The 25,159-nt window shown below is 69.1% G+C and carries 27 protein-coding genes; 13 read left to right on the top strand and 14 right to left on the bottom strand.

Annotated elements, in window-relative coordinates:
• The first annotated feature begins 8 nt into the window (after nt 1–8).
• Entirely contained in the window at nt 9–365 is a 357-nt protein-coding gene (locus NI1_RS31730) for a hypothetical protein (protein WP_067828383.1), read from the top strand.
• A 6-nt stretch (nt 366–371) separates the two neighbouring features.
• On the opposite strand, the gene NI1_RS31725 is transcribed toward NI1_RS31730, so the two are convergent.
• On the bottom strand, nt 372–881 hold the full coding sequence (locus tag NI1_RS31725; RefSeq protein WP_067828380.1) for a nitroreductase family protein: 510 nt from the start codon (nt 879–881) through the stop codon (nt 372–374).
• Between the two features lie 108 nt (nt 882–989).
• Here NI1_RS31725 and NI1_RS31720 point away from each other — a divergent pair, with 108 nt between their 5' ends.
• Entirely contained in the window at nt 990–1,385 is a 396-nt protein-coding gene (locus NI1_RS31720) for a DUF1801 domain-containing protein (RefSeq protein WP_067828377.1), read from the top strand.
• 12 nt (nt 1,386–1,397) lie between these two features.
• On the opposite strand, the gene NI1_RS31715 is transcribed toward NI1_RS31720, so the two are convergent.
• From NI1_RS31715 to NI1_RS31695, 5 genes are all read right to left on the bottom strand, one after another.
• Nucleotides 1,398–1,745, bottom strand: coding sequence for a hypothetical protein (locus tag NI1_RS31715; RefSeq protein ID WP_067828374.1), 348 nt, complete (start codon nt 1,743–1,745; stop codon nt 1,398–1,400).
• Between the two features lie 126 nt (nt 1,746–1,871).
• Complete coding sequence (locus tag NI1_RS31710) at nt 1,872–2,891, bottom strand: alpha/beta hydrolase (protein WP_067829161.1); 1,020 nt, start codon at nt 2,889–2,891, stop codon at nt 1,872–1,874.
• Nucleotides 2,892–3,100: 209 nt separating this feature from the next.
• On the bottom strand, nt 3,101–4,057 hold the full coding sequence (gene ligD, locus NI1_RS31705; RefSeq protein ID WP_245663499.1) for a non-homologous end-joining DNA ligase: 957 nt from the start codon (nt 4,055–4,057) through the stop codon (nt 3,101–3,103).
• A 50-nt stretch (nt 4,058–4,107) separates the two neighbouring features.
• On the bottom strand, nt 4,108–4,854 hold the full coding sequence (locus NI1_RS31700) for a hypothetical protein (protein ID WP_157535442.1): 747 nt from the start codon (nt 4,852–4,854) through the stop codon (nt 4,108–4,110).
• Between the two features lie 54 nt (nt 4,855–4,908).
• Nucleotides 4,909–5,646 (bottom strand): MBL fold metallo-hydrolase, encoded by a 738-nt coding sequence (locus tag NI1_RS31695; protein ID WP_067829159.1) that lies wholly within the window; start codon nt 5,644–5,646, stop codon nt 4,909–4,911.
• Between the two features lie 137 nt (nt 5,647–5,783).
• On the opposite strand from NI1_RS31695, the gene NI1_RS31690 reads away from it, so the two are divergent.
• The gene (locus NI1_RS31690) at nt 5,784–6,758 is read left to right on the top strand and encodes a helix-turn-helix domain-containing protein (RefSeq protein ID WP_157535441.1); all 975 of its coding nucleotides are present in this window, start codon (nt 5,784–5,786) and stop codon (nt 6,756–6,758) included.
• 16 nt (nt 6,759–6,774) lie between these two features.
• Here the strand turns inward: NI1_RS31690 and NI1_RS31685 are convergent, their stop codons facing one another.
• Entirely contained in the window at nt 6,775–7,803 is a 1,029-nt protein-coding gene (locus NI1_RS31685; RefSeq protein WP_067828361.1) for a terpene synthase family protein, read from the bottom strand.
• A 228-nt stretch (nt 7,804–8,031) separates the two neighbouring features.
• Here NI1_RS31685 and NI1_RS31680 point away from each other — a divergent pair, with 228 nt between their 5' ends.
• Complete coding sequence (locus NI1_RS31680) at nt 8,032–9,669, top strand: FAD-binding protein (RefSeq protein ID WP_067828358.1); 1,638 nt, start codon at nt 8,032–8,034, stop codon at nt 9,667–9,669.
• On the opposite strand, the gene NI1_RS31675 is transcribed toward NI1_RS31680, so the two are convergent.
• Nucleotides 9,620–10,603, bottom strand: a complete 984-nt coding sequence (locus NI1_RS31675; RefSeq protein WP_067828355.1) for an AraC-like ligand-binding domain-containing protein — start codon at nt 10,601–10,603, stop codon at nt 9,620–9,622. The two genes, NI1_RS31680 and NI1_RS31675, sit on opposite strands and share 50 nt — an antisense overlap.
• A gap of 191 nt (nt 10,604–10,794) precedes the next feature.
• Between NI1_RS31675 and NI1_RS31670 the strand changes: the two genes are divergently transcribed.
• The 3 genes from NI1_RS31670 to NI1_RS31660 all read left to right on the top strand — a co-directional run bounded on the left by NI1_RS31670 (nt 10,795) and on the right by NI1_RS31660 (nt 13,206).
• The gene (locus NI1_RS31670; protein WP_084524071.1) at nt 10,795–11,313 is read left to right on the top strand and encodes a L,D-transpeptidase; all 519 of its coding nucleotides are present in this window, start codon (nt 10,795–10,797) and stop codon (nt 11,311–11,313) included.
• A gap of 21 nt (nt 11,314–11,334) precedes the next feature.
• The gene (locus NI1_RS31665; protein ID WP_067828352.1) at nt 11,335–11,715 is read left to right on the top strand and encodes a nuclear transport factor 2 family protein; all 381 of its coding nucleotides are present in this window, start codon (nt 11,335–11,337) and stop codon (nt 11,713–11,715) included.
• An 87-nt stretch (nt 11,716–11,802) separates the two neighbouring features.
• A complete protein-coding gene (locus NI1_RS31660; protein ID WP_245663498.1) occupies nt 11,803–13,206 on the top strand; it encodes an AIM24 family protein in 1,404 nt (467 codons plus the stop codon).
• On the opposite strand, the gene NI1_RS31655 is transcribed toward NI1_RS31660, so the two are convergent.
• A complete protein-coding gene (locus NI1_RS31655; RefSeq protein WP_067828346.1) occupies nt 13,203–13,790 on the bottom strand; it encodes a cysteine hydrolase family protein in 588 nt (195 codons plus the stop codon). The two genes, NI1_RS31660 and NI1_RS31655, sit on opposite strands and share 4 nt — an antisense overlap.
• Nucleotides 13,791–13,920: 130 nt before the next feature.
• Between NI1_RS31655 and NI1_RS31650 the strand changes: the two genes are divergently transcribed.
• Nucleotides 13,921–14,907 carry a GlxA family transcriptional regulator gene (locus NI1_RS31650; protein ID WP_067828343.1) on the top strand — a complete coding sequence of 329 codons (987 nt, stop codon included), beginning with the start codon at nt 13,921–13,923 and terminating at the stop codon, nt 14,905–14,907.
• A 3-nt stretch (nt 14,908–14,910) separates the two neighbouring features.
• Here NI1_RS31650 and NI1_RS31645 read toward each other — a convergent pair whose 3' ends face one another.
• Genes NI1_RS31645 through NI1_RS31625 form a run of 5 tightly spaced genes read right to left on the bottom strand, consistent with a single transcriptional unit; the run spans nt 14,911 to nt 19,731 of the window.
• The gene (locus tag NI1_RS31645; protein WP_067828340.1) at nt 14,911–15,936 is read right to left on the bottom strand and encodes a Gfo/Idh/MocA family protein; all 1,026 of its coding nucleotides are present in this window, start codon (nt 15,934–15,936) and stop codon (nt 14,911–14,913) included.
• 54 nt (nt 15,937–15,990) lie between these two features.
• Nucleotides 15,991–16,776, bottom strand: a complete 786-nt coding sequence (locus tag NI1_RS31640) for a DeoR/GlpR family DNA-binding transcription regulator (protein ID WP_067828337.1) — start codon at nt 16,774–16,776, stop codon at nt 15,991–15,993.
• Nucleotides 16,773–17,597, bottom strand: a complete 825-nt coding sequence (locus NI1_RS31635; protein WP_067828334.1) for a carbohydrate ABC transporter permease — start codon at nt 17,595–17,597, stop codon at nt 16,773–16,775. The genes NI1_RS31640 and NI1_RS31635 overlap by 4 nt, the downstream gene beginning before the upstream one ends.
• Nucleotides 17,594–18,490: a carbohydrate ABC transporter permease gene (locus NI1_RS31630; protein ID WP_067828332.1), complete on the bottom strand. Its 897-nt coding sequence runs from the start codon at nt 18,488–18,490 to the stop codon at nt 17,594–17,596. The genes NI1_RS31635 and NI1_RS31630 overlap by 4 nt, the downstream gene beginning before the upstream one ends.
• Complete coding sequence (locus NI1_RS31625; protein ID WP_067828329.1) at nt 18,487–19,731, bottom strand: extracellular solute-binding protein; 1,245 nt, start codon at nt 19,729–19,731, stop codon at nt 18,487–18,489. The genes NI1_RS31630 and NI1_RS31625 overlap by 4 nt, the downstream gene beginning before the upstream one ends.
• Before the next feature lie 152 nt (nt 19,732–19,883).
• Between NI1_RS31625 and NI1_RS31620 the strand changes: the two genes are divergently transcribed.
• The 5 genes from NI1_RS31620 (at nt 19,884) to NI1_RS31600 (ending at nt 25,133) form a co-directional block, all read left to right on the top strand.
• Nucleotides 19,884–20,792 carry an SIS domain-containing protein gene (locus NI1_RS31620; protein WP_245663497.1) on the top strand — a complete coding sequence of 303 codons (909 nt, stop codon included), beginning with the start codon at nt 19,884–19,886 and terminating at the stop codon, nt 20,790–20,792.
• 24 nt (nt 20,793–20,816) lie between these two features.
• Entirely contained in the window at nt 20,817–21,743 is a 927-nt protein-coding gene (locus NI1_RS31615) for an ROK family protein (protein ID WP_084524070.1), read from the top strand.
• A 67-nt stretch (nt 21,744–21,810) separates the two neighbouring features.
• A complete protein-coding gene (locus NI1_RS31610) occupies nt 21,811–23,004 on the top strand; it encodes an N-acetylglucosamine-6-phosphate deacetylase (protein WP_067829149.1) in 1,194 nt (397 codons plus the stop codon).
• Nucleotides 23,005–23,218: 214 nt separating this feature from the next.
• Nucleotides 23,219–24,265: a PfkB family carbohydrate kinase gene (locus NI1_RS31605; RefSeq protein WP_067829146.1), complete on the top strand. Its 1,047-nt coding sequence runs from the start codon at nt 23,219–23,221 to the stop codon at nt 24,263–24,265.
• A 28-nt stretch (nt 24,266–24,293) separates the two neighbouring features.
• Complete coding sequence (locus NI1_RS31600; RefSeq protein WP_067828323.1) at nt 24,294–25,133, top strand: class II fructose-bisphosphate aldolase; 840 nt, start codon at nt 24,294–24,296, stop codon at nt 25,131–25,133.
• Nucleotides 25,134–25,159 lie beyond the last annotated feature (26 nt).

The raw sequence follows: 25,159 nt of genomic DNA, 5'->3' as shown, positions 1-25,159 counted from the left end.
CTGGAGGCGTGGGTCGCCTACTGTTCCTCGTCCTCGTCCTGGCCGCGCTGGCCCTGGCCGCCTGGTGGATCTCGCGGGAGTGGACCGGCGATGTGGAGCGGGTCGCCGACGCCAAGACCGAGGTCCGCGGCTACCTCGACCGCATGGGCAGCGAACTGGTCCTGCTCGATCCGGACAGCACCGCGGCCCTGGACGCCCTCGGCGAGGCCGCCGACCGAATGAACATCGCCCGCACCCAATTGGCCGCCGCGACCACCCTGGGCCAGGTCCGGGTCGCCCGCGAAACCGCGCGCGGCGGGCTGTATTTCATCCGCAAGGCCCGGGAGGCCATGGGCCTGGATCCGGGCCCGCCGATCCCGAAGTAGCCGCGGCTACGGCAGCCAGGTCAGCAGCTCGGCGACCGCCCGGCGACCCCGTGGAATCGCGTTCGGCGCAGTGGGTTTCGCCGGGTCCGGATAGCCCATCGCGATGGCATGGCGCGGTAGCCATTCGGATGCGAGACCGACCACCTCGGCCGCCCGGGTGACGTTCCCGGCGGGATGGAAGGTCGTCAAGCAGCTGCCCAGCCCGTATTCGGCGGCGGCCAGGCACACCGACTGCGCGACCCGTCCCATATCGAATTCGGTGTCGCTGAAGCCGTTGTCGTGCGCCGCGAGCACCAGGACCAGGGGTGCGTGCGCGAGATGCACCGCGTACCCGCCGAGCCCGGCCAGCTCCCGCCGGATCTCGGCACTGCCGACCGCGACGAACCGCCACGGCTGGCGGTTGCGCGCCGACCCGGTCCACCGCGCCACCTCGATGATCTGCTCGATGGTGGCCTGCGGCACCGGGTCCGGCCGGAAATGCCGTACCGAGCGCAGTCCCCGGATCGCCTCGTTCACCGCGCCGACCCTACCGGGAGCGGGCGTGGCGGTGCGCGGGCCCGAGCGGTACGCCCGTATTGTCGATTCCGGACGCGCGCTCTATCTCACTCGCCGAAGGAGATACGGATGACGGACGACGACGCTTCGAAGAAGCTGGATCAGCGGATCCGGGAGCTCGACGATTGGCGCGGGCAGACCCTGGCGCAGGTGCGCGAGATCATCCACCGGGCCGATCCGGATGTGGTCGAGGAGTGGAAGTGGGTGAAGGCCAGTAATCCCGGCACGCCCGTGTGGTCGCACGGCGGCATCATCTGCACCGGCGAGGTCTACAAGAGCGTGGTCAAGCTGACCTTCATGAAGGGCGCTTCGCTGAAAGATCCGGCGGGGCTGTTCAATTCGAGCCTGGAGGGCAATACCCGGCGGGCGATCGACATCGGCGAGCAGGATGTCATCGACGAGCCGGCGCTGCGGGATTTGATCCGGGAAGCGGTGGCGCTCAACACGACCGGGAAGAAGCGTTGAGCGCCGCGCCCGTCAGCGAGTGGTGAAGACCCAGGAACCGCTGCAACCCCAGCGGGCGTTGTTGAGGTCCGGCTCGTAGCGCCAGTCACCGGCGGGACCGTTCAGGTTCCAGTCGCCGTCGGAGGTCGCGATGGCGCGGCCGTCGCTGGTCAGAATGGTGTTGTCCCAAGGCTTCACATCCCAGCGCGAGCCCTGGAACGAGCGGTTGTGCAGGGTGATGGTGGCGACGTTCGGGGTGTTGTTCTCGATCACCAGGCAGGCGTTCGGGTGCGGCTCGGCGTGCGCGGGCGCGGCGAGCAGGACGGGTGCGGCGACGGCGGCGCAGACCAGGCCGACGCGGGCAGCGACTGACGACTTCATGATGTTCCCCCTCTGCATCACCGGCGCGGTGATGCGGATGCTGCTGGGCGGGTATGCCTTCCAGGCCGTACGCCCATATGTTTACGGGCCTGGACTTTCAAGATTCTGACAGAAACCTTGCGCCGGTCACAGTCCGAGGCCGCGCGCGAGCACCGGCCAGGATTCGGCCAGCTCGTCCTCCCAGTAGCCCCAGGAGTGCGTGCCGTAGTCGCGCAGCACGACGGTGGCGGGAATCTTCAACTCCGCCAAGCGATCCGCCATGCCCCGGGTGCACTGTTCGGTCGCGGCTTCGATGATCCCGCCGACCAGCACCTGATTGGCCAGGGCCACCGCGCCACCGCCCGCCAGGCGATGGTCGCCGGTGCGATCGTAGGGGCCGGGAATCCCGTTGCCGCTGGAGAGATAGAGCTCGAGCCCGCGCAGCCCTTCGGCGTTCAGGTAGGGATCGTTCGCGGCCCACATCGGGTCGCCGGGCGGGCCGTACATATTGCCGGCGTCCCCGCCGCTGTAGGCCGTGGTCAGCCGCACATACGCCTGGCCGATCGGGTCGGAGATCCGCGCGCAACCGCTGTACGCCGCCACCGCCCGGTACAGCCCGGGTTTCGCGATCGCCAGTTGCAGCACCGAGGTGCCCGACATCGACACCCCCGCAATGGCATTGACGCCGTCGGTGCCGAGCGCGGCGTCGATGAGCGGCGGGAGTTCCTCGGTCAGGTAGGTCTTCCATTTCACGGTGCCCAGCCGCGGATCCGGTGATCGCCAGTCGGTGTAATAGGAGGCCGCCCCGCCGATCGGCTGCACCACGTGCACGTTCTTCTGCGCCAGGAATTCACCGGCGCGGGTCTGCTGATCCCACGAGCCGGGCCCCTTCCCGCCGCTGCCGCCGCTGAGCAGATATAGCACCGGCCGCGGCGCGGAGGTGTCGGCCGCGCGCTGCACGTGCACGGTGAACTCGCTGTTCATCGCGGCGGAGTAGACGGTGAGCGAGAGATGGCGGCCGTCGGCGTGGCTGTCCACGATTCGCGATCCGTCCGGCGCGACGAGCGAACTCCGTTGCGCGCCATTCACGTTCGGTTCGGGTTCGGCAGCGGCCCCGGGCAGCCACGGCGGCGCCGAGATGGCCGCCGCGAACACGCCCGCGGCCACCAGTATCGCCGCACCACGCCTGACCGACCGAACCCGCACCTTCGAAACCCGCTTCTCCCGCGCCGCGATCTCACCGCGACGCCAACCGACGGCCGAATCCGGCCGCGGCGAGCGTGCCACCCGGCAGCGAACAGGAGGTTTCGATCTCCTGTCGCGCAGCGGGCGCTCACGCGGCGGGTATTCGCCGCGGCTCCCGAACGCCGGGCGGTTCAGTCGTCACCGCTGTCGAGATCGACCGGATCGCGGTCGGACCATTCCAGCAGTGGCGAGATATCGAATACCGCTTCGTCGATGCCGGCGTGCAGATCACCGAGTTCGGCGTAGCGGGCGGGGACCGTGGTCATGGTGAACTCGCGCGGATCCACCTCGGGGATCTCGTTCCAGCGCACCGGCGTGGAGACGGTGGCCTCGGGCACTCCGCGCACCGAGTACGCGGCCGCGATGGTGTGGTCGCGCGCGTTCTGGTTGTAGTCGACGAACACCAGCCGCGGATCGCGATCCTTGCGCCACCAGGTGGTGGTGACGTCGCCGGGCGCGCGCCGCTCGACTTCGCGGGCGAAGGCCAGCGCCGCCCGGCGCACGTCCTGGAAGCCGAACTCGGGCGCGATGCGCACGTAGATGTGTAAACCCTTGCCGCCGGAGGTCTTCGGCCACCCCACCGCGCCCAGCTCGTCCAGCACCTCGTGCACCACCCCGGCCACCCGCTGCACCCGCGTCCACGGGCAATCCGGCATGGGGTCCAGATCGATGCGCCACTCGTCGGGCAGCTCCGGATCGAGCCGCCGGGAATTCCAGGGATGGAACTCGACCGTCGACATCTGCACCGCCCAGATCACATCGGCGAGCTTCTCGACGCAGAGTTCGTCGGCGGTGCGCCCGTAGCGCGGAAAGTAGAGCTGCACGGTCGGAATCCAGTCCGGCGCGCCTGCGGGCAGCCGTTTCTGGTGCACCTTGCCGCCGGACAGGCCCTTCGGGAACCGATGCAGCATGCACGGCCGCTCGCGCAGCGCATTGACGATGCCGTCGCCGACGCTCAGGTAGTACTGCGCCAGGTCGAGTTTGGTCGCTCCGGTCTCGGGGAAGTACACCCGATCCGGATTCGATACCCGCACCGTGTGCTCACCGACGGTCAATTCGACTGCCGGTGGCACCGACTTACTGGCCACCCGTCCGACCATAACGGCCATTCGGTCCGCACGCGCGGCGCGACACCGGGTCAGTTGCTCCGGTCGCGCCATTCGGGCAGCGCGTCGGCATTCGCCCGCAGGTACTTGAGGCCCTGTTTCATATAGACGCGCGGGTTGGTGTCGAGGTGCTTGGCCCACACCGGTTTCGGATCGCCGCGCATGAAAGCCCAGCAGGCCAGCGCGTATCCGTACATGGGCTGCGGCAGGTACCCGAGGCGCTGGGATTGCCAGCCTCGATTGCTCTGCGAGAACTGGAACGCGGCATTGGCGTTGAAGACGCCCAATCCCAGGAAGACCGTCAGCAGATCGGTGAGCTGCTCACCGTCGTGCCGATCCGGATCGATGCGCCGCTCGCCCAGCAGCCGTTCGTGCGCCAGCTCGTGCGCCACGGTCGCCACCAGCGTCACCGGCGATCGCAGCTGCGACATCTCCAGCGATACCACCGCCCGGCCGTGCTCGAGCCGATAGTGCCCGGCCTCCCCGTGCGTGGACCCTTCGGCGAATCCGAGCACCTCCGGCAGCGTCGGGCTGTACGGATGCACCTCGACCACAATGCGATCCCGCTCCACGCCCATGTATCCGCCCACCCGCTCGACCAGCGAACGCACCTGCGGTTCGGTGCCCGAATAGTCACCGGGAAAGAAATCGGAGGTGGGCAGGATGACCGGTGTGCGCAGCGTCCGCTCGCCGAATTGCCCCGCGCACCAGCTCAGCATCTCCTCGATCCACAGCCGCTCCAGCTCCCCCACCGGGCACCGCGGACTGAAAACTCCCATGCCGCATTATGTCCGGCATTTCGTGCCCGGTCGCGACGTGATTTCCCGCGGGCGTCAGAGCTCGGCGACCAGTACCGAAATCCGTTCCCGCATCGGCTTGCCGTGACCGGGCACCAGCACGCCCGCGTCATAGCCGGCCAGGGCGCGAGCCGAGACCAGGGCCTGCGCCTCATCGTGCTGGAACACCGACGGGATGAGCTGCGGGCCTTCCCGCCGTGCGATCCGGTGACCGGTGACGAGCGCGTCCCCGGTGAAGATCACGCCTTCCGCGGGCATGAGATAGGCGGTGTGCCCGGTGGTGTGCCCCGGCGTCGCGATGGCGACCAGGCCGCCGGGCAGCTCGGCGAGGACCTCGGGCTCGGCGGCGGTGGCCGACGGAACCTTGGTTCCCAGACCGCCTTTGAGCGGATCGATGGCACGCGCGGTCTGCAATACCCAGGTGAGTCCGCCGGGGACGAAGAGCTGGGCCGCCACCTCCAGCGGCGTGATCTGCTGAAGGTATTCGCGCTTCAGATGCGGCACTTCGTCGGAGCCGGTGTACACGGGCACCCCGAGCTGCTCGACCAGGGGCGGGATGCCGCCGATGTGATCCAGGTGCGCGTGGGTGACGAGTACCGCGGCGAGATCGGCGAGCTCGTGCCCGATCTCCCGGATCGAAGCCCGCACATCGGCAGCGTCGGCGGGATACCCGGCATCGATGAGCGTGACCCCGGAATCGTCACTGACCAGCGCCCAGTTGACGTTCGTTCCGGTGACCACGTGCACCGCATCGGATACCTGTTCGATCTGCATCGACACTCCGTTTCGATTCCTGGAAGACCCGCCGCTGCTCATCATCCCGGCGAAAGCGCCGGCGCGCTCGGCGCACTCTTGGACGCGGCCGCCAAAACGCAATCCCACAGCAGGCGGAACGTGGGAAGATAGCCAACGTGGAGCAAGCCGTGGTCGGCGCTGTCGAGGTCTCGTCGTCCTCGACCGTTTCGCCACGTCAAGCCTTCGAGCAGTGGGAAGCGCTGATGGCGGACGCGGTGGCGCCCTCGACGATCGAGCCGCTGTCGCACGGACATTGGCAGGGGCGGGTGGTCACCACCCAGTTCGACGGTTTCGCCGTCTCGCAGATGCGCGCCGGCGCCCAGCGCGCGCTGCGCAACAAGCGCATGATCGCGCAGTCCAGCGGCGAGTTCCTGCTGGTGAATATCGTGCTGGAGGGCACGAACTGGACCGAGCAGAGCGGCCGCACGGCCGTCTCCAAGCCCGGGACCATCGCCTTCTTCGACAGCGGTCTGCCGTTCGAGAGCCGCTGTACCGACCAGGCGGTCTCCACATTGGTCCGCGCGCCACTGCAATTGGTGCTCGACCACGCCGGCCTGACCCGCGACTCCTTGCCGCTCGCCACCGCCATGCCCGCGAACGGCGCGCTCGGCCTGGTCGCCGGTTTCTTCCGCGGCCTGGGCGAGCTGCCGCCCGAGGAGGTGAACCGCGCGGTCACCGCCTTCCGCGGCGACGCGGCCATGATGCTCTCCTCGGCGGTCATGCTGGCCACCGGGAATCCCTCTCCCGCACCGTCGGATTCGCTGTACACCCGCCGCCAGGTGCTGAGCTACATTCGCGGCCATTTCACCGAGCCGAACCTGACCGTGGACGAGATCGCGCGCGCCTGCCTCATCTCCCGTCGCACTCTGTACCGGGTGTGCGAGGGCTTCGGGGAACCGGGAACGATCATGCGGCGCATGCGCATCGAGCACGCGCGCCGCCTGATCCGGGCCGATCCGACGCGTTCCATGGCGGCCATCGCCGCCGCTTCGGGTTTCGCCACCGACCGGCACTTCTTCCGGGCCTTCCGCGAGGAGACCGGGTTGACCCCGGGCCAGTTCCGCGACCAGGTGCGCGCCGCCGGACGGTGAAACCCGCACGCCCGCTTCAGGAAGTGGGCAGGTAATCGTTGCCGTAGTCGATATCCCGCTGCTGTCGCGCATGATCGGAGGCGGCGAACCGCACCGTGTCGGTGCGATCCCAGAGCTCCATCCCCGCGATCGCGGAGCGGGCGTCGCGCAGGCAGCGCCGGATGCCGTTGCGCAGGTTCGGCGGCAGCGCGAGATCGTCCATCTCCGCGGCGATTCCGGCGACGGCGGCCTGATGGTCGGCGATCCGGCCCTCGATCAACCGGCGCACCTCGGCGACGGCGCGCGCCAGGTCCATGCCCGCGTGCCGGCGCAGCACGGTGACCAGGTTGATGGGGTCGTCGGTCTCGACCTCGACGGCCAGCGAATGCAGGTCGTTGATCCAGCACATGAGATCGGTGGTGCTGGCGATGATCTGCTGATAGCTCGGGCCGAAGTACAGCCGGTCGGGAATCTCGATGTGCTCCACGATCTCCGCGAGGTCGAAGGTGGGCAGCACGGTGCTGGCATCGCGGCGCAACCGCACGAACTCCTCCAGGCTGGGGGTGGTGCCCGCCTGCCGGAAGCTGTTCTCGCGGGCGTGCCCGATCAGCCAGACATCCAGGTTGAGTTCGAACCTGCGCGCCCAGGCCGGGGAGTTGCGGGCGAAGGAGCGCCGGCACAGATCGGAGAGCGCGGCCAGTACCGGTTCGCCGGGTTCGGACAGGCCGCGGCTGTGCACCACGTCCAGGGCGGCGTGCCGCAGCCGGTCGTATTCGTCGAAGCGGCCGGTCTGGGCGGCCCGGTCCTGGAGATCGTCGAAAACGAAGTAGAGCGTGATCCATTCGACCATGAGCACCAGGTCGGGGAAGCTCGCGGTCGGGCACCAGTAGGAGGCGAAGCGGCCGTAGCCGAGCGCGTCGAACTTGCCCGCCGCCGACTCGTCGCGGATCAGTTCGAAGCGGCTCGCCCAGACCCGGGCGCTGCGCTGGGCCTGGTGGGTCTGCGAGTTGCGTTCCGGCTGGAACGGCAGGGGGATCTCCAGTTGCCGCAAATCGTGTTCGTTCATCAGCGATCGGATCCGTTCTAGAGTTTCTGTTGCAGAATAAGCGACATTCCGGGCATCGATCCGTGCTTGCATTCCGATTCGTCACGGCCACAGCGCGTTTGCCGCACCCCGGCGGGTGTGGTGCGGGGTTGCCGGCGGGTCCGTGCGCGACACGGTGAACTAGAACCCGTTATAGTTCACTCCGCTTGGCATGGGCGCCTGGCAAATCCGTTGGGGAAGGTGGTCGCAATGGCGCGGACCTGGGACAGTTCGGCCGATGTGGTGGTCGTCGGATACGGCGGCGCGGGCGTCGCGACGGCCTTGGCGGCCCGCGAATCCGGGGCCGATGTGCTGGCGCTGGACCGCTTCCTCGGCGGCGGGGCGACCGCGCTCTCGGGCGGCATCGTGTACGCCGGCGGCGGGACCTGGGTACAACGCGCCGCGGGGGTCACCGACGATGTCGAGAACATGCTCGCGTACCTGCGCGCCGAGGTCGGCGACGCGGTCGGCGAAGCGACGCTGCGGCGGTTCTGCGAGGACTCCGCGGGCATGATCGATTGGCTGAGCGGGCACGGGGTGCCGTTCCAGCCGTCGCTGTGCCCGTACAAGACCTCGTACCCGACCGACGATCACTACCTGTACTACTCGGGTAGCGAAAACTCCGGCGGTTTCCGGGAATTGGCGAAACCGGCGCAACGCGGGCATCGCGCGCACGGGCCCGGGGTCTCGGGCAAGAAGTTGTTCGGCCCCCTTGCCATTTCGGCCGCGCAACACGGGGTGCGGGTGCAAACCGGCACGCGGGCAACGCGACTCGTGATCGAAGCGGGCCGGGTCGTGGGCGTGGAGGCGACGACGCTGAGCGGTGCGCCCGCCGGGGTGCGGCGGCGATTCGCGGCGCTGTCCCGGATCTCGGCGAAACCCGGTGTGTACCACCAAGGTCTGCGCCGGGCCGTGCAGGCACTGCTGGATCGCATCGAGCGGAAGTACAGCGTCCCGGTGCGGATTCAGGCGCGGACGGGGGTGGTGCTGACCACCGGCGGATTCATCGCGAACGGCGCGATGGTCGCCAGGCACGCGCCGGGCTACCCCTGGGCCGAGGGCCTGCCGCTGGGCACCGCCGGTGACGACGGCAGCGGAATTCGCATGGCCGAGGCCATCGGTGCGGCCACCGGCAAGATGGACGCCATTTCGACATGGCGGTTCATCGCGCCGCCGAGCGCGTTCTTCGGGTCGATCGCGGTGGACGCGAACGGCCGGCGCATGGTCGACGAATCCCGGTACGGGGCGGCGCTGGGCGCGGCCATCGCGACCAGTCCCGGCAACCGGGCCTGGCTGTTGCTCGATGCCGACCTCGCCGCCGAATCGCGCGCGCAGATCGCCGGGCAGTCGGTGTGGTTCCAGCGCATGCAGACCGAGCGGCTGCTGCGGGTCGCGCGGATCACCGGGAACACCATCGAGGATGTGGCGGCGCGGGCGGGCATCGAACCGGCGGCGCTGCGCGAGACGGTGGAGGCGCACAACCGGGCCATCGAGGCGGGGCTCCCCGATCCGATGGGCAAGCCCGACGAGATCCGGCGGCCGATCCGCACCGGACCCTTCGCGCTGCTGGACATTTCGTTCAAGGAGCGGCTCACCTATCCGACGCCCATGCTCACCCTCGGCGGGCTGCTGGTGGACGAGGAGACCGGCGCGGTGCGCACCACCGACGGCGGCATCGTGCCCGGCCTGTTCGCGGCGGGGCGCGCGGCGGTCGGCGTCTGCTCGAATTCGTATGTGAGCGGGCTGTCGCTGGCCGATTGCGTGTTCAGCGGCCGGCGGGCCGGAGCCCACGCGACGGTCAGTTCTGCTGCCGCACCACGCCTCCCGCACGGAAAAGCGACGGCGTGATGCCGCGCTCCTCGCGGAAGGCGCGGTAGAACTGCCGCTCGCCGAGGAATCCGGAGGAGTAGGCGATCACCGAGATCGGCAGGGTCGGTTGCTCGGCGAGCAGATCGCAGGCGTGATCCACGCGCATGCGCCGCAGCACCGTGGCGGGACCGTCCTCGAATTCGTCGAAGACGCGATACAGCGAGCGGCGCGACATCCGGCAGCCGTCGGCGATCCGGTCGACGGTCAGCCCCGGATCGGCGCAGTGCCGGCGCATGTAGTCGAGTACCCGCTGCCGTTCCAGGGCTTCACGGGCCGGCTCGGACGGGCGGCCGTCGGCGGTCAGGGGCAGCACCGCGGCCAGCAGATCGATGGCCGGTTCGGCCAGCACGGCCGCGCCGACCGGGTCCTCGGCCTGGAGTTCGGCCAGGTCCCGGAAGAAGCGGGACACCACCGCGGTGGGTCCGGTGTGCGGCAGCGGAACCGCGGTGCGGATCTCGTCGTCGCTGAAGTCCGGTCGCGCCCGCAGCGCGCGCAGCGGGATCTGCACGACGAGCATCTCCCAGTCCGCCGGGCCCTCCCAACGGTATTCGCGGGTGCTGTCGTAGCAGACCACCGAACCGGGCACCACCTCCGCGACCCGGCCGTCCTGCTGTAGGCGGGCCCGGCCGCGGGTCTGGATGGTGGTGAGCAGGTACTCGTCGCCGGCGGCGGCCAGCAGCCCGCGGGTGCGGCTCACGATCTGCGCGGACGAGCCGATGGTGGAGAGATGCATATCGCCGTAGCGTCCGGAGACGACGCGGCCGTGAAAGGCCGGGGCGGGCAGCGGATCGAAGGCCAGCGGGACGTAGGTTTCGCTGAGCAGCGCCTCCCATTGTTCGAGACATTCCGGCTCGGAGCCGGGCTCGCCCCCGCTCCGCAGTTCGATGCGGTCGACCTGCGCCGTGCTCTCCACCCCGTTCAAACTCCTGCTCCATACCGCTCGAGAGCGCCCAGTTTACGGAATACCACAAACCCTGTCGGCGAAACGGTTACTGATAGTTCGCTGCTACCGGTCTACAAACCGGTCGGGCGCGTTCTACCACGACGACCCACCGTGCGGGTTCACAATGAGGAGCCAGGCAGGTACAGAGAGGTCGGATCTCCATGAGTGACAACCGTTTTCTCCGCTCGGCAACCCATTCCCTGGCATTCGCCGCCATCACCGCCGCCGGATTGGCGCTCGCGACACCCGCGCACGCCGACCCGCTCTGGCCCGGCGGACCCGACATTCCCGGTGTGGCGCCATTGATTCCCAGCCCGCCGGCACCGGTCGTCGCGCCCTGCACGGCCAACGGGGCGCGCGGCTGTATGCGCCTGTCCACCAACGAAGCCTGGCTGATGGACAACGGCAAGGTGGTCTACGGGCCGACCGTCATCTCGCACGGGCGGCCCGGGTACGAGACCAATGTCGGGGTCTTCGACGTCGACTTCAAACGCGAGGACCACTGGAGCACGCTGCACAACGTGCCGATGAAGTGGGCGGTGTTCTTCGACGGCGATATCGCCACCCACATCGGGCCGACCGAGGAGCAGTCGCACGGCTGCATCCGGATGACGCCCGAGGGCGCGGAGACCTTCTACAACTACCTGTGGCCGGGCGACATCATCGAAGTGGTGCGCTGAGGACGGCGAAAAGGATGCGGCATGGGCGAATTCGATACCACCCTCGAGCGGCTGATCGACACCTACTGCCGGGCGTGGAGTGATCCCGATCCGGCGCGGCGGCGCAAACTCCTCGGCGAGGTGTGGGATGTCGATGCCACCTACACCGATCCGCGGATCCAGACCGTCGGCCCGGAAGAGCTGCTGGCGCATATCGAGACCATGATCGCGCGGCGGCCCGGGGCCCGGGTGGTGCGCACCAGCCGGGTCGACTTCCACCACGACCTCGGGCGGTTCGCGTGGCGGGTGGTGCAGCCGGACGGGACGGCGCTGCCGGAGGGGCTGGATCTGGTCGAGCTCACCGACGACGGGCGAATCGGCAGGATTGTCGGGTTCTTCGGGCCGACAGTGCCATTGGACTGACCGCGCCACGCCGGGCTGCTGGCACCGGCGGCGCGCACAGGACAGACTGGAGGGCGTGCAACAGCAGTCGAGACGGGGCGGTGCGCGGTGACGGGGCTGGCCCGCGGTGAGAATCGGCCCGCGCCCGGGGACCGGATGACGGTGACGGTGCGCTCGACCGCCGGGGTGGATGTGTCGGCGCTGCTACTCGGGGCGAACGGGCGGGTGCGATCGGACGCCGACTTCGTGTTCTTCAACCAGCCGGTCGGCCCCGGTGTGGTGTACCGGCACGGGCGCGGTGCCGGGGACATGGTGGATGTGCAGACCTCCGCGCTCCCCGCGGATGTGGACAAGGTCGCCATCACCGCCAGCCTCGACGGCAGTGGACCGCGCACCTTCGCGGCCGCCGGATCGTTGCTGGCCACCATCGGATCCGATTCGGGCACACTGAATTTCGAGATGACCGGGCTCACCACCGAATCGGGCGTGGTGTGCGTGGAGATCTACCGGCGCGGTGACGGCTGGAAGGTGCGCGCGGTCGGGCAGGGCTACGACGACGGCTTGGCGGGGATCGCCGCGGCCTTCGGCGTCAATATCGACGACGAACCCGAGCCGGCCCCGCAGCCCGCACCGCCGCCCCGCCCGGCGGCACCGCTTCCCCCGTCGAATCAGCCACCGCGGCAGCAGTACGCGCCGCCGCCGCAATTCCAGCCGCAGCAGTACTCACCGCCGCCCCCGGTCCCGTCGCCCCCAGCCCAGCAAGGAATGCCGCCGATGCAGAGCGACCTGTTCAACCCCAGCCACGCCGAGGTCAACGGTCCCGGCATTCAGAAGCAGGGCGGCAAGATGATTCGCGTCGCCGTCAACGGCGAAACCCTGGCCCGGGCCGGATCGATGGTCGCCTATCAGGGCAATCTGGAGTTCAAGGCGCTCGGCTCCGGCGGTATCGGCCGGGCCATCCAGCAGCGGCTGACCGGCGAGGGCGTACCCCTCATGCGCGTCTCCGGTCACGGCGATCTGTTCCTCGCCAATGCGGCCGCCGATGTCCACACGGTGGATCTCGACGGATCCGACGGCCTGACCATCAACGGCGCGAACGTCCTCGCCTTCGACACCAGCCTGTCCTACAACATCCAAAGGGTGCAGGGCGCAGCCGGTTACGCCAGCAATGCCGGCCTGTTCAACTGCGTGTTCACCGGGCGCGGGCGGATCGCCATCACCACGCACGGTTCGCCCGTGGTGCTCAATGTGGACCAGCCCACCTACGCGGATCCGCAAGCGGCCGTGGCCTGGTCGTCCAGTTTGCAGACCGGCATCAAGCGCAACGACTCCTTCGGCTTCAGCCGGCTCATCGGCCGCTCCACCGGGGAGGGCCTGACGCTGTCGTTCTCCGGGCGCGGGTTCGTCATCGTGCAGCCGTCCGAGCTGCCGCCGGGCGGGTTGATCGGCGGCACCGGCGGCGGTCAGGAGGCCGGGCAGAGCGGCGGCATGCTGGGCGGTCTGCTCGGTTAGCCGAGCGCGGCGGCCGAGGGGACGACCACGCCGTAGAGGTCGCCGATGGTGGCGAGTGCGGAGTTGTGCAGCTGCTCGGCGGAGACCTCGGCGACCGCGGTAACCAGCGGGCGGGTGGCGCAGGCGTCGGCGACGACGGTGGGCAGATTGCCGCGCAGGAACGCGCCTTCGGTCGTGAAGGTCACGCACATGTGGGTCATGAAGCCCGCGATGACGACCTGCTTGTTGCCCGCGGCATCGACGAGTTCGCCGAGTTCGGTGTCGACGAAGCCGTTGGGCACGGTCTTCACCACCACGGGTTCACCCGCGATCGGCGCGACGGCGGGATGGATCTGCCCGATCTCGGCGGTGATGTCGTAGGGCGTGCCGACGCCGCCGTCATTGACCACGTGAACGATCCGCGCGCCCGCCTTGCGCGCCCGCTCCAGCAACTGCGCGGCGGCTGCGAGGGCGGGCTCCCAGCCGGTGAGCTCCATGACGCCGCGCGTGTAGGTGTTCTGATAGTCGACCAGGATCAGCGTCGAATCGGCGAGCGTGGCCGGACTCCGGTCGAAGCCGTTGAGATCGCGCAGGGTGGTTGCCATGTGAAGCCCTTCTCGAATGTGCTCGGCCACCGTGTGGTGGCTCGGCTACGACGCTATGGGCGATTCGCATATGTCGGCAATGTCATGCAACATGCAGATACCGACATCGCGTGATCGAACGGAGAGCAGTGTGGGCGCACTGGAACGGCTGATCGTCGTGGTGCTGTTCGACCGCGTCGACCTGCTGGATGTGACCGGACCGCCCGAGGTGTTCGCGCTCTTGCAGCGCGAGATGGACGAGCCGACCGGGTACCGGGTGGTGCTGGCCGCCGAAACCCTGGACCCGGTGACCACGGCCGCCGGAGTGCGGGTGCTGCCCGATGTGACCTTCGAGGAGATCTCCGGGCGCGCCATCGACACCCTGCTGGTGCCGGGCGCGGTCGAGGTGGACAGCGACCGGCGAGTCCGGGCGATCAGTGATCCGGTCGTGGTGGATCGGGTGAAACGCCTTGCCGCCCATACCCGCCGGGTGGCGTCGGTGTGCGTGGGGGCGCATATTCTCGCCGATGCCGGGCTGCTGGACGGCAAGCGCGCCACCACGCACTGGTCCACCGCACAGCAGCTGGCCGCCGATCATCCGGCGATCCAGGTCGATGCCGACCCCATCTTCATCCGTGATCAGGGCGTCTGGACGGGCGCGGGATTGACCGCCTGCCTGGATCTTTCGCTCGCGCTGGTGGCCGACGACTTCGGCGAGGAGGCCGCCTTGCGGGTGGCGCGCCAGCTCGTCATGTACCTCAAACGCCCCAGCGGCCAGAACCAGTTCAGCGTCAATCTGGAGCCGGTCTCCACCACCCGCCGCGTAGAAGCCTTGCGCCAGTACATCACCGGGCATCTGGCCGAGCCGATCACCGTCGCCGATCTGGCGGCGCACGCACACGTCAGCGACCGTCAGCTCACCCGCATCTTCAAGACCGAGCTGGGCACGACCCCCGCCGCCTACCTCGAATCGGCCCGGGTGGAGGTGGCGCGCAATCAGCTGGAGACGACCGACCACACTCTCGAACGCATCGCCACCGCCTGCGGTTTCAATACCACCGACACGCTGACCCGCGCCTTCCGCCGGACCCTGGACACCACCCCCACCGAGTACCGCAATCGCTTCCGGATCAACTGATTCTCAGTCGCGCAGCGCGCTTTCCAGGATCTTCAGCGTTTCGAGGGCATCGCGGGGATCGACCGGGACCGGGGCGCCGTGGTCGAGGGTTTCGGCCATGGCCCGGTAGAAGGCCGGATAGTCGCCCGGCTCGGTGGGGATCGGGTGGGTGTCGTCCGGGGTGCCGAATCGGCCCCAGCGATCGGATTCCACGACGCCCCAGGGCTTTCCGTCGTCGGGTCGGCGTCCGGCGCGCAGGTCCGCTTCCTGCGGGTCGAGGCCGTAGCTGACATAGGCGTTCTCCGAACCGAGCACCCGGAAACGCGGGCCCAGTTGCGGCGCAACGGCACTCATCCACAGGTGGGAGCGAACGCCGGAGGCGTGGGTGAGGGCGAGAAAGGCGTCGTCGTCGGTCCGGATGCCGGGGCGGCGGCGATCGCGTTCGCGGTAGACCTCGGTGACCGGACCGAAGAGCGTGAGCGCCTGGTCCACGAGATGGCTGCCGAGGTCGTAGAGGATGCCCGCGCCGTCCTCGGCGGAGCCGGTTTCACGCCAGCCGCCCTTGGTGACCGGACGCCAGCGTTCGAAACGGGATTCGAAGCGGCGCACCTCGCCCAGCCGCCCAGCGGCCAGCAGCGCCTGGATGGTGCGGAAGTCGTTGTCCCAGCGCCGGTTCTGGAAAACCGAGAGCGCCAGGCCGGTGCGTTCGGCGGTCGCGAGCACCTGCTCGGCCTCGGCGACCGTCACCGCGAACGGCTTGTCCACCACCACGGGCAGGCCGCTCTCCAAGGCCCGGACGGCCAGCGGCGCGTGGGTGCGGTTCGGGGTGGCGATCACCGCCAGATCGAAATCGGCTGCGGCCGCGAACAGTTCGTCGGCGGCGCCCAGCACCCGCACGCCCGGATGTTCCCGCCGGGCCTGAGCGGCGCGCTCGGCCGACCCGGTGACCACGCCCGCCACCCGCATCCGCGGTTCGGCGGCGATCAGCGGCGCGTGGAACACCGACCCGGCCAGCCCGAAACCAACCACCGCAACTTGAAGTTCCCGCACGTGCAGCCCCTTTCTCGACGGTCCGCATCCACGGTAGCCGCCCGGGCCGGCGAATCAGACGAGGTGGACCTCGACCCCGGCTTCCCGGATGGCGGCGGCGGCGACCGGATCGGCGGCGGCGTCCATGACCAGAGTGTCAATGGCCTCGATTGGGCAGATGCGGGCCAGCAGCGTGCGGTCGAGTTTGTCGGCGGTGGCCACCGCGATCACCCGGTCGGCGCGGCGCACCATCTCGGCGTTGACCCCGGCTTCGTCGAGGTGGCGGCATTGGGCTCCGGCCGTCGCGGAGATGGCTCCGACGCCGAGAATCACGGTGTCCAAACGCAATTCGGCCAGCGCCAGCTCGGCGAGCGGGCCGTGCAGTTCATAGGATTCGCGGCGCGCCATCCCGCCCAGGCAGATGGTGCGCAGATGCGGGCGCAGCACCATTTCGCCCGCGATGTTCAGCGCGTTGGTGACGATGGTGAGTTCGTCGGGGCCGGTCAGATCGGGGCGTCCGGCCAGCGCGCGGGCCACGGCCGTGGTGGTGGTGCCGCCGTTGAGCCCCACCACTTCGGCCCGGCGCACCAGCCCGGCCGCGAATTCGGCGACCCGCTGCTTGGCTTCCCCGCCCGCGCCCCGATACCGCGCGGGCAGATCGTAGGCGACGGCGGTGGCCACGATCCCGCCGTGCGTGCGCGTCGCCAATTGCTGATCGGCCAGCGCGGTGAAGTCACGGCGGATGGTGGCCGGAGAGACGGCGAGGCGTTCGGCGGCCTCCTCCACCGACAGCCGTCCCCCTTCGGCGAGCAGTTCCAGCAGCCGATTCCAGCGCTGGGACCGATCGGCGGGTGCGGTCATTTGACACTGCCGGCGGTGAGGCCGGCGACCAGGCGCTTCTCGATGAGCGCGAAGAGGATGACAACGGGCACGATGCCGACGGTAGAGATGGTGAAGACATATTGCCAAGCCGTGTCGTACTGCCCGAAGAACTTGGTCAGCGCCACCGACAGCGGCTGATTCTCCGGTGTGGTGAGGATGACCAGGCTGGCGGCGAATTCGTTCCAGCAGGACACGAACGCGAACACGGTGGCGGTGACGATGCCCGGCCACACCAGCGGCAGGCTCACCCGGGTGAGGATCTGCCAGCGGTTCAACCCGTCGAGTTGCGCGGCCTCCTCGACCTCCACCGGCACCCCGGCGAAGAAGCTGTGCAGAATCCACACCGCGAAGGAGAGGTTGAACGCGGCATTGACCAGGATCATGGCCACCCAGGTGTCATTGATGCCGAGCGCGAAGAACTCCCGGATCAAACCGGTGACCAGCACCACCGGTTGCAGCATCTGGGTGATCAGCACCAGGCCGAGGAAGATCGCCTTGCCCGGAAACCGCCGCCGCGCGGTGTAATACGCGGCCGGGACGGCCACCGCCAGCACCAGCAGCGTCGCCGCGATCGAGATGACCAGCGTGCTGATCAGGTTGAACGGCAGCGGAGTCTCGTTGGCGCTCCACACCTTCACGTAATTGTCCGGGCGCCATTCCTGGGGCAGATACGTCGGCGGAATGCGCAGGATCTCCGAGCGCGGTTTCAGCGAGCCGAACACCATCACCAGGTACGGCAGCAGGAACAGCGCCGCCAGCAGCGCGCCGATCGCCGTCAATCCCCAGCGCCGCCGGATCATCGCGTCTCCTCCCCCGCCGGGCGGATCACCCGCACATAGATCGCGATGATCGTCATGATCAGCACGAAGTTCAGTACGCTCATCGCCGCCGCGGTGTCGACCTGCTGGTTCTGCCGAATCAGCTTGAAGGTCAAGGTGGTTGTGGTGTCCGCGGAGAAGCCGGCGATGCTGCCGGTCAGCACTTGCAGGATGGGCAGCGAGTTGAAGGCGTTGATGATGTTGATGACCGTGGCCACCGCCATGGCCGGGCGCAGCTGCGGCAGGGTGAGATAGCGATACCGCTGCCAGGCCCCCGCCCCGTCCACCCGGCCCGCCTCGTCGATATCGCCCGGAATCGATTGCAGCCCGGCCAGAATCGTGTAGGTGGTGAACGGGATGGAGACGAACATCGCCACGCCGATAGCCACCACGAACGCCGGGCCGGGTTGTTTGGTGAACCCGAAACCCTTGTCCAGCAATCCGGTATCCACCAGGAAGCGGTTCGCGATGCCCACATCCGGATCCAGCATGTAGGCGAAGATGCCGGTGGTCATCACCACCGAGGCCGCCCACGGCACCAGAATGGCCAGCCGCACCGCCGTGCGGCCCGGAAAATCTTTGTTCAGGAACTGCGCCAGCCCGGCCGACAGCACCAGCGTGATGACCACCACCGCGACCACCCAGACGAGGGTGTGCGCCAGCACGCTGCCCAGCTCCTCGATGTCGAAAAGCCTTCGGAAGTTGTCGAATCCGGCCGATCCGCGATCCTGCCCGTACGCGTTCAGGTCACGGGTGGAGGTCCACGCCATGTATCCGGCGGGGAAGGCCACCACCCCCGCGATGAGCACCAGCACCGGGCCGATCCACGGCAGCGCGCGCAGCGTTGCCGCGAATCGGCCCCGGCCACTGCTCAATTCGCCGCCTGCTGGATCTTCGAGAGCACCGAGGCCGGATCACTGCCCTGCGCGATGGTGCCCATCTGCTGTTTGATCGCGCCCTGCACCGCACCCCATTTCGGGTTGTTGCTGGGGTAGAACTTGGCCACCGGCAGGGTCGCCGCGAAGGCCTTGGTCACCGGATCGTCGGCGAGCGCCTTGGCCCCGCTGTCGGTGACCGCGATGAAGTGTTCGCCGGAGACGAATTTCGAGTACACGGGGGCCGAGTAGAAGTAGGTGAGGAACTTCTTGACGGCGGCGGCCTTGGCCCCGTCCTTCTTGAACGACATCAGGTGATCGGCCACGCCCAGCGTCACCGCCTCACCGGTCTTGGTCGGCGTCGGCGCGGTCGCGTACTTCAGGCTCGGGTTCTTGGTCGCGATCTGGCTGATGGTCGGCGGCAGGCCCTCGATCATGCCGATCTTGCCCTGGATGAAGGCATTGATCACATCGGCGCGGTTGGTGGCGCCCGGATTGGCCTGCGTCGCACCGGATTCGGCGAGCGTCTTCATGGCCTTCACGCCCTCCAGGTTCGACGGCGTGTCCACGGTGACCTTATCGCCCTCGGACCAGTTGCCGCCCGCGCCGAAGGTCCAGATGGAGGTCTCGCCCTGGGCCTCCTCGCTGCCGAGCGGCAGCCCGTACCCGGAGACCCCGCCGCCGAGCGCCTGGATCTTCTTGGCGTCGTCGGTCAGCTCGGCCCAGGTCTTGGGCGCGCTCGCGATACCGGCCTTGGCGAAGAGCTCGGTGTTGTAATACAGCGTGCGGGTGGAGGCGAAAAGCGGTAGCGCCCACTGGGTTCCGTTGATGGAGGCATTGCGCGCGAACCCCGGCTGGATATCGGAGATGACCGCGGCGTCCACGATCTCGGTGGCCGGGTACAGCTGTCCGTCGGTGGCGAAAGTGGAGTAGGCGTCGATGTTCAGGATGTCCGGCGTGGTGGATTTGGACTGGAGTTTCGTCCGCACCACCTCATTGATCGAATCCCAGGACTCCATCTGCAATTCCACGTGGACATCCGGATTCGCCTGCTGGAAGTCGGCGATGATCGAGTCCCACGCCCCCTTGGTGCCGTCGCTGTAGACGGGCGCCAGGAAGGTCAGATGGTTCGGGTCCGAGTCGTCCGTTTTGTTCCCTCCGAACCCGCAGGACGATACCGTCAGGACCAGGCCGGTGAGCAACGCCATGGAGGAAAGCGCGCCGCGCAGTGGACGTTTCACGATCGGGACCTTTCAAGTTCACACCCGACGCTACGAACCACGGATGAGGAGCGAACCAGTCGAGTGGCCTGAATCTAGCGCTGTTCATGCTCGAATGTGCTCGTTTGGAACGTAAAATTGACATGAACGATCACCGGGTTGATCCTGGGTGGGTGCCGAGCTCCACCGACCGGATTCCCGAAACCCATTTGGCCGCAGAGGTGGCCACGCAGCCCGACGATTGGCTGCGGGCCGCGGCCGTCGCGGCCGAGTATCGGGGGTTGCTGCCCGCCGCCGGCGAGCGGGTGGCGGTGATCGGCTGCGGGACTTCACTGTTCATGGCGCGGGCGTTCGCCGCGCTGCGGGAGACCGCCGGCCAGGGGCTCACCGATGCCTGGCCCGCCAGCGAGGTGCGCGGTCGCGAATACGACAGGTACCTGGTGATCTGCCGGTCCGGGACGACCACCGAGGTGATCGAGGCTTTGCGTGCGCTGCCCGCCGGCGTGCCGCGCACGGTGATCTGCTCGAGTCCCGGTACCCCCGTGCTGGATTCGGCCGACCCGGTGCTCATCGACTGGGTGGACGAGCGCTCGGTGGTGCAGACGCGGTTCGCGACCACCACCCTCGCACTGCTGCGCCGGCATCTGGGCGAGGATCTGAATCCGGCGATCGCACAGGCGCGCGCGGTGCTCAGCGAAGATACGGCAACCGCACTCGGCGGGGTCGCCGGGACCGCCCAGATCAGCTTCGTGGGAGTGGGTTTCGCCGCCGCGCTCGCCGAGGAGGCCGCGCTCAAACTGCGGGAGTCCTGCCAGTCCTGGGTCGAGTCGTATCAGGCCGCCGAATACCGGCACGGCCCGATCAGCATTGCCGCCCCGGGCCGGGCGGTGTGGGGCTTGGGCCCGCTCCCGGCCGGGCTCGCCGACGAGATCGCCCGCACCGGAGCGAATTTCGAGCATCGCGATATCGATCCGATGGCCGAGCTGGTTCGCGTGCACCGGCTGTGCCTGCTCCGCTCGGCGGAACTGGGATTGGATCCCGATCATCCGCGCGGTCTGAGCCGTTCGGTGGTGCTGCGATGATCTCGGTGGGTTGAGGTGAGGGCTGTGAACGAAGTCGCTGCCGAGGATCTGGTGCTCGGCATCGATGTGGGTGGCACCACCATCAAAGGCGAGATCACCGATGCCGCGGGCACTGTCATCAGCACCGCGACCGTCGACACCCCGCGCGGCGTCGCGGCCTTCGATGCCATGGAGGATCTCGGCACCCGCCTGCTGGGCGAGCTTCCCGCCGCCCGCCGTGCCCACGTCACCCGCGCCGCCGTCATCCTGCCCGGCATCGTGGATCCCGAGCGCGCCGTCGCGGTGTTCAGCAGCAATGTCGGCTGGCGAGATGTGAAGGTGGGCGACCGATTCGGCGATCGCTGGCGGATGCCGGTGCTCATCGACCACGATGTCATCGTCGCCGGCTGGGCCGAATGGCGGTACGGCGCGGGCCGCGGCACCGACGACGTCTGCGTGCTGATAGTCGGCACCGGCATCAGCGGCATGCTCTCGGTCGGCGGCCGCCTGGTGCGCGGCGCGGCCGGGCAAGCCGGCGAATTCGGCCACATCCCCGTCCGCCACCGCGACGGCCTCCCCTGCCCCTGCGGCAATACCGGCTGCGTCGAAACCGTCGCCTCCGGCCCCAATATCGCCCGCGCCTACTCCCGCCGCACCGGTCGCGGAATCTCCGGAGCCGAAGCGGTTTTCGCCGCCCTCGGCAGCGACCAGGACGCCCGCGCCGTAGTCGACGACGCCATCGACGCGATCGCCGAGGCCCTGCTCGGCGTCATCCACGCCACCTGCCCCGAACTGATCGTGCTGGGCGGCGGCTTGGCGGGCGCGGGGCCCATCCTCACCGATTCCCTGCACGCCCGCCTCTCCGCCCTGCTGCGCGTGACCCCCGTGCCTCGGGTCGCCCTGGGCGCGTTCGGTATCCGCGCCGGGCTGGTCGGCGCGGCCCGACTGGCCCGCGCCGGATCGCTGACATGACGATCCGGGTGCGGCTGTCCGGGCGAATCCCGGCCGCTTCCGGGGCGTGCACCGGCAAGGCGATGCCATGACGCCCGGCGCGGAATGCGAGCCGAGCGGCGCTGTCGCGGCCGGCGGCGAAGTGGAGTTGCGCGGCCGGGTGCTGACCGCCGCGGGCCTGCTTTCCGACGCTGTCGTAGCCGTGCGCGGCGCACGGATCGCCGCGGTGACGCCGGTATCGGAATGGGTCGCGGCACAGGGTCGAATGCCGCCCCGATCGCTCGGCACCATCCTCCCGGGCCTGGTCGACATCCACAATCACGGCGGTCACGGCCACCGCTTCGACACCACGGACCCCGCCGAAGCCGCCGCGGCCGCCGCCTTCCACCATCGCGCCGGCACCACCACCCTGCTGGCCAGCATCGTCACCGCCGCACCCGACGACCTGGTCGCCCAGGTGACCGCCCTCCGCGACCTGGTGACCGATGGCACCCTCGCCGGTATCCACATCGAAGGCCCCTTCCTGTCCGAGAAACGCTGCGGCGCACACGACCCCGGCCTGCTCCTGCACCCCGACCCCCACCTCATCGACCGCCTCCTGAAAGCGGCCGACGGCGCTCTCCGGGTAATGACCCTCGCCCCCGAACTGCCCGGCTTCGCCGCCGCCGCGAAACTCCTCACCGACAACGACGTAGTGGTAGCCCTCGGCCACAGCGACGCCGCCTACCCGGCTTTCCGCACCGCCCTCCCGCCCGCGGGCCCCGCCACCCTCATCACCCATCTGGCCAACGGCATGCGCCCCCTGCACCATCGCGACCCCGGCCCCATCGCCGCCGCCCTGGTCGCCGCCGCCGCCCACCAGGCCACCATCGAATTGATCGGCGACGGCGTCCACCTCGACCCCGGCTTCGCCGCCCTGGCCTTCGCCACCGCCCCACGCCGCGTCGCCCTGATCACCGACGCCATGCAGGCGGCAGGCATGCCCGACGGCACCTACCGACTCGGCTCCCAAACCGTGCACGTCGAAAACGGCACCGCCCGAGTCCCTTCCGGCTCCATCGCAGGCGGCACCGCCACCCTCCTGCAATGCCTCCGCTGGGCCGCCACCCACTGCGCCGTCCCCCTCATCGACGCGGTAGCCGCCGCCACCGCCACCCCCGCCGCGGCCACCGTCCTCCCCGATGTCGGCGACCTCCGCCCCGGCATGTACGCCGACGCCCTGATCGTCGACGACAACCTGCGACCGCTCCGAGTACTGCGCCGGGGGCGGTGGATAGTTTGACCGCCAACGCATCACAGCCCGTCGATACCCGATCCCGCCGTATCCCCCAGCTCGTATGCAGCCCACCCGGTTCGCACTCCACTGTTCACCGGTCCGGGCTGCTCGAGACCGGAACCTCGCTGCGGCACAAGCGATCCCGGCCGATTACGAATCGTACGTCCCGACGGTCGGTGCGGCTGGATCGCCGCGGCGGCCACGGGACCGGATGGTGCGCATGATCCTCACCGTCACGATGAATCCCGCGTACGACATCACCTATCGGGTCAAGTGTCTGGATCGAGGGCGGGCGCAGCGGGTGATGTCGGTCGAGCAGCGGCTGGGCGGGAAGGGCATCAATGTGGCGCGAGTGCTGGCGCAACTCGGGAAGCCGGTGCGCGCCACGGGATTCGCGGATCTGGAGTTCGCGGCCGCCGTGGGGCGTGAGCTGCGGGCGGACTTCGTTCCCGCGCTGCCGTGGGTGCGGCGGACCTTGGTGGTCAGTGAATCGGCGGATGGAACGGCGACCGGGTTCTGGGAGCCGGGGGCACGGGTGAACGATCCACGGGAATCGGTGGACCGGCTGCTGGATCGGGTGGGTGCACTCCTGCCGGAGCTGCACGGGCTCGTGGTGTCCGGTTCTTTGCCTGCGGGCGTTGCCGATTCGGTTCCGGCCGACTTGGCGCGAGCGGCGCTCGCCGCCGGGGTCCCGGCCATCTGCGATGTCGACGGACACGCGCTGCTGCTCGCCGCCACCGTGCCCGGCGTGGTGCTGATGCCCAACAGCGAGGAGCTCGCGCGCCTGATCGGATATTCGGACGCCGGGTCCGTGGGCGCCGACGGAGCCGGGCCGGTGGTACCGGCAGCGCGAAATGCCTGCGCGGCCGACGAGTCCACCGCCTCCGCGGATGCGGTCGAGTTCAGCGCGCTGGCAACCAGGTTGCGTCCGCTGGTGGACAGCGGCGTGCGCGCGGTGATCGCGACGCGCGGTGCGGCCGGGATGGTCGCGGCGACGGCTAGCGGTAGCTGGTCCGCCGCGCTGCCCGAAGCGTTGTCGGGCAATCCGACGGGGGCGGGTGATGCCGCGGCGGCGGCCGTGATCGCGGGTCTTGCTGCACCGGGCACCCCCGACTGGCCCGCGATACTGCGCGATGCGGTGGCGACATCGGCTGCGGCCGTGGTGGTTCCGATCGCGGGGGCGATCGATGCGGAGATGCGCGAGCGACTGTTGCCGACCGTGCTGGTCACCGACCCGGGTACGACCGCCACACAGGCGCGCTCGTGAACCCGCTCATTCCGTTCCGGAGGTTCGTATGCCGTTGCTACCCGTATTCGATCTGATCGTGGCGGCTCGCCCGGGCGGGCTGGGAGCCTTCAATGTGATCGCGCTCGAGCATGCCGAGGCCATCGCGGCCGCGGCGGAGGCTACGAAACAAGCCGCGGTATTGCAGATTTCGGAGAATACGGTGCGCTATCACGGCGGGTTGCGGCCGCTGGCCCGCGCTTGCCTGGAGATTGCCGGTGCCAGCCGGGCGGCGCTGGCGGTACATCTGGACCACGCCACTTCGGAGGAATTGATCCGGGAGGCAGTCCGATTGGGGATCACCTCGGTGATGTTCGACGGCTCGACGCTGGACTACGCGGAGAATCTGGCGCGAACCGCGCGGATCGCCCAATGGTGCCATGAACGCGGGGTGCACGTGGAGGCGGAACTCGGGGAGGTCGGGGGCAAGGACGGGGCGCATGCGCCGGGCGTGCGGACCGATCCGGATGAGGCGGTGGCGTTCGTGGCGGCCACGGGGGTCGACGCACTCGCCGTGGCGGTGGGGTCCTCCCATGCCATGCACAGCCGGGACGCGCGGCTCGACGACGATTTGATCGCACGGCTGGCCACCAAGCTGACGGTGCCGCTGGTGTTGCACGGCTCGTCGGGGGTGCCGGACGCCGGATTGCGATCGGCCGTGCGGGCGGGGATGGCGAAGGTGAATATCGCGACCCGGTTGAATGTGGCGCTGGCCGAGGCGGTGCGGGCGACACTGGCCGGCGATCCCGCGCTCAGTGATCCACGCCGGTATCTCGGCCCCGGTCGGGATGCCGTTCAGGCCGAGGTCGAACACTTTCTGCGATTGCTCGCGGAGCCCCGCACGGGGTAGCGGTGCGTAAGCCCGTACCTCCCGCT

Source organism: Nocardia inohanensis NBRC 100128, assembly GCF_001612945.1.
Taxonomy (GTDB): Bacteria; Actinomycetota; Actinomycetes; order Mycobacteriales; family Mycobacteriaceae; genus Nocardia; species Nocardia inohanensis.
Note: the sequence above shows the minus strand (reverse complement) of the source record. Positions and strands in the feature narration are given on the sequence as shown.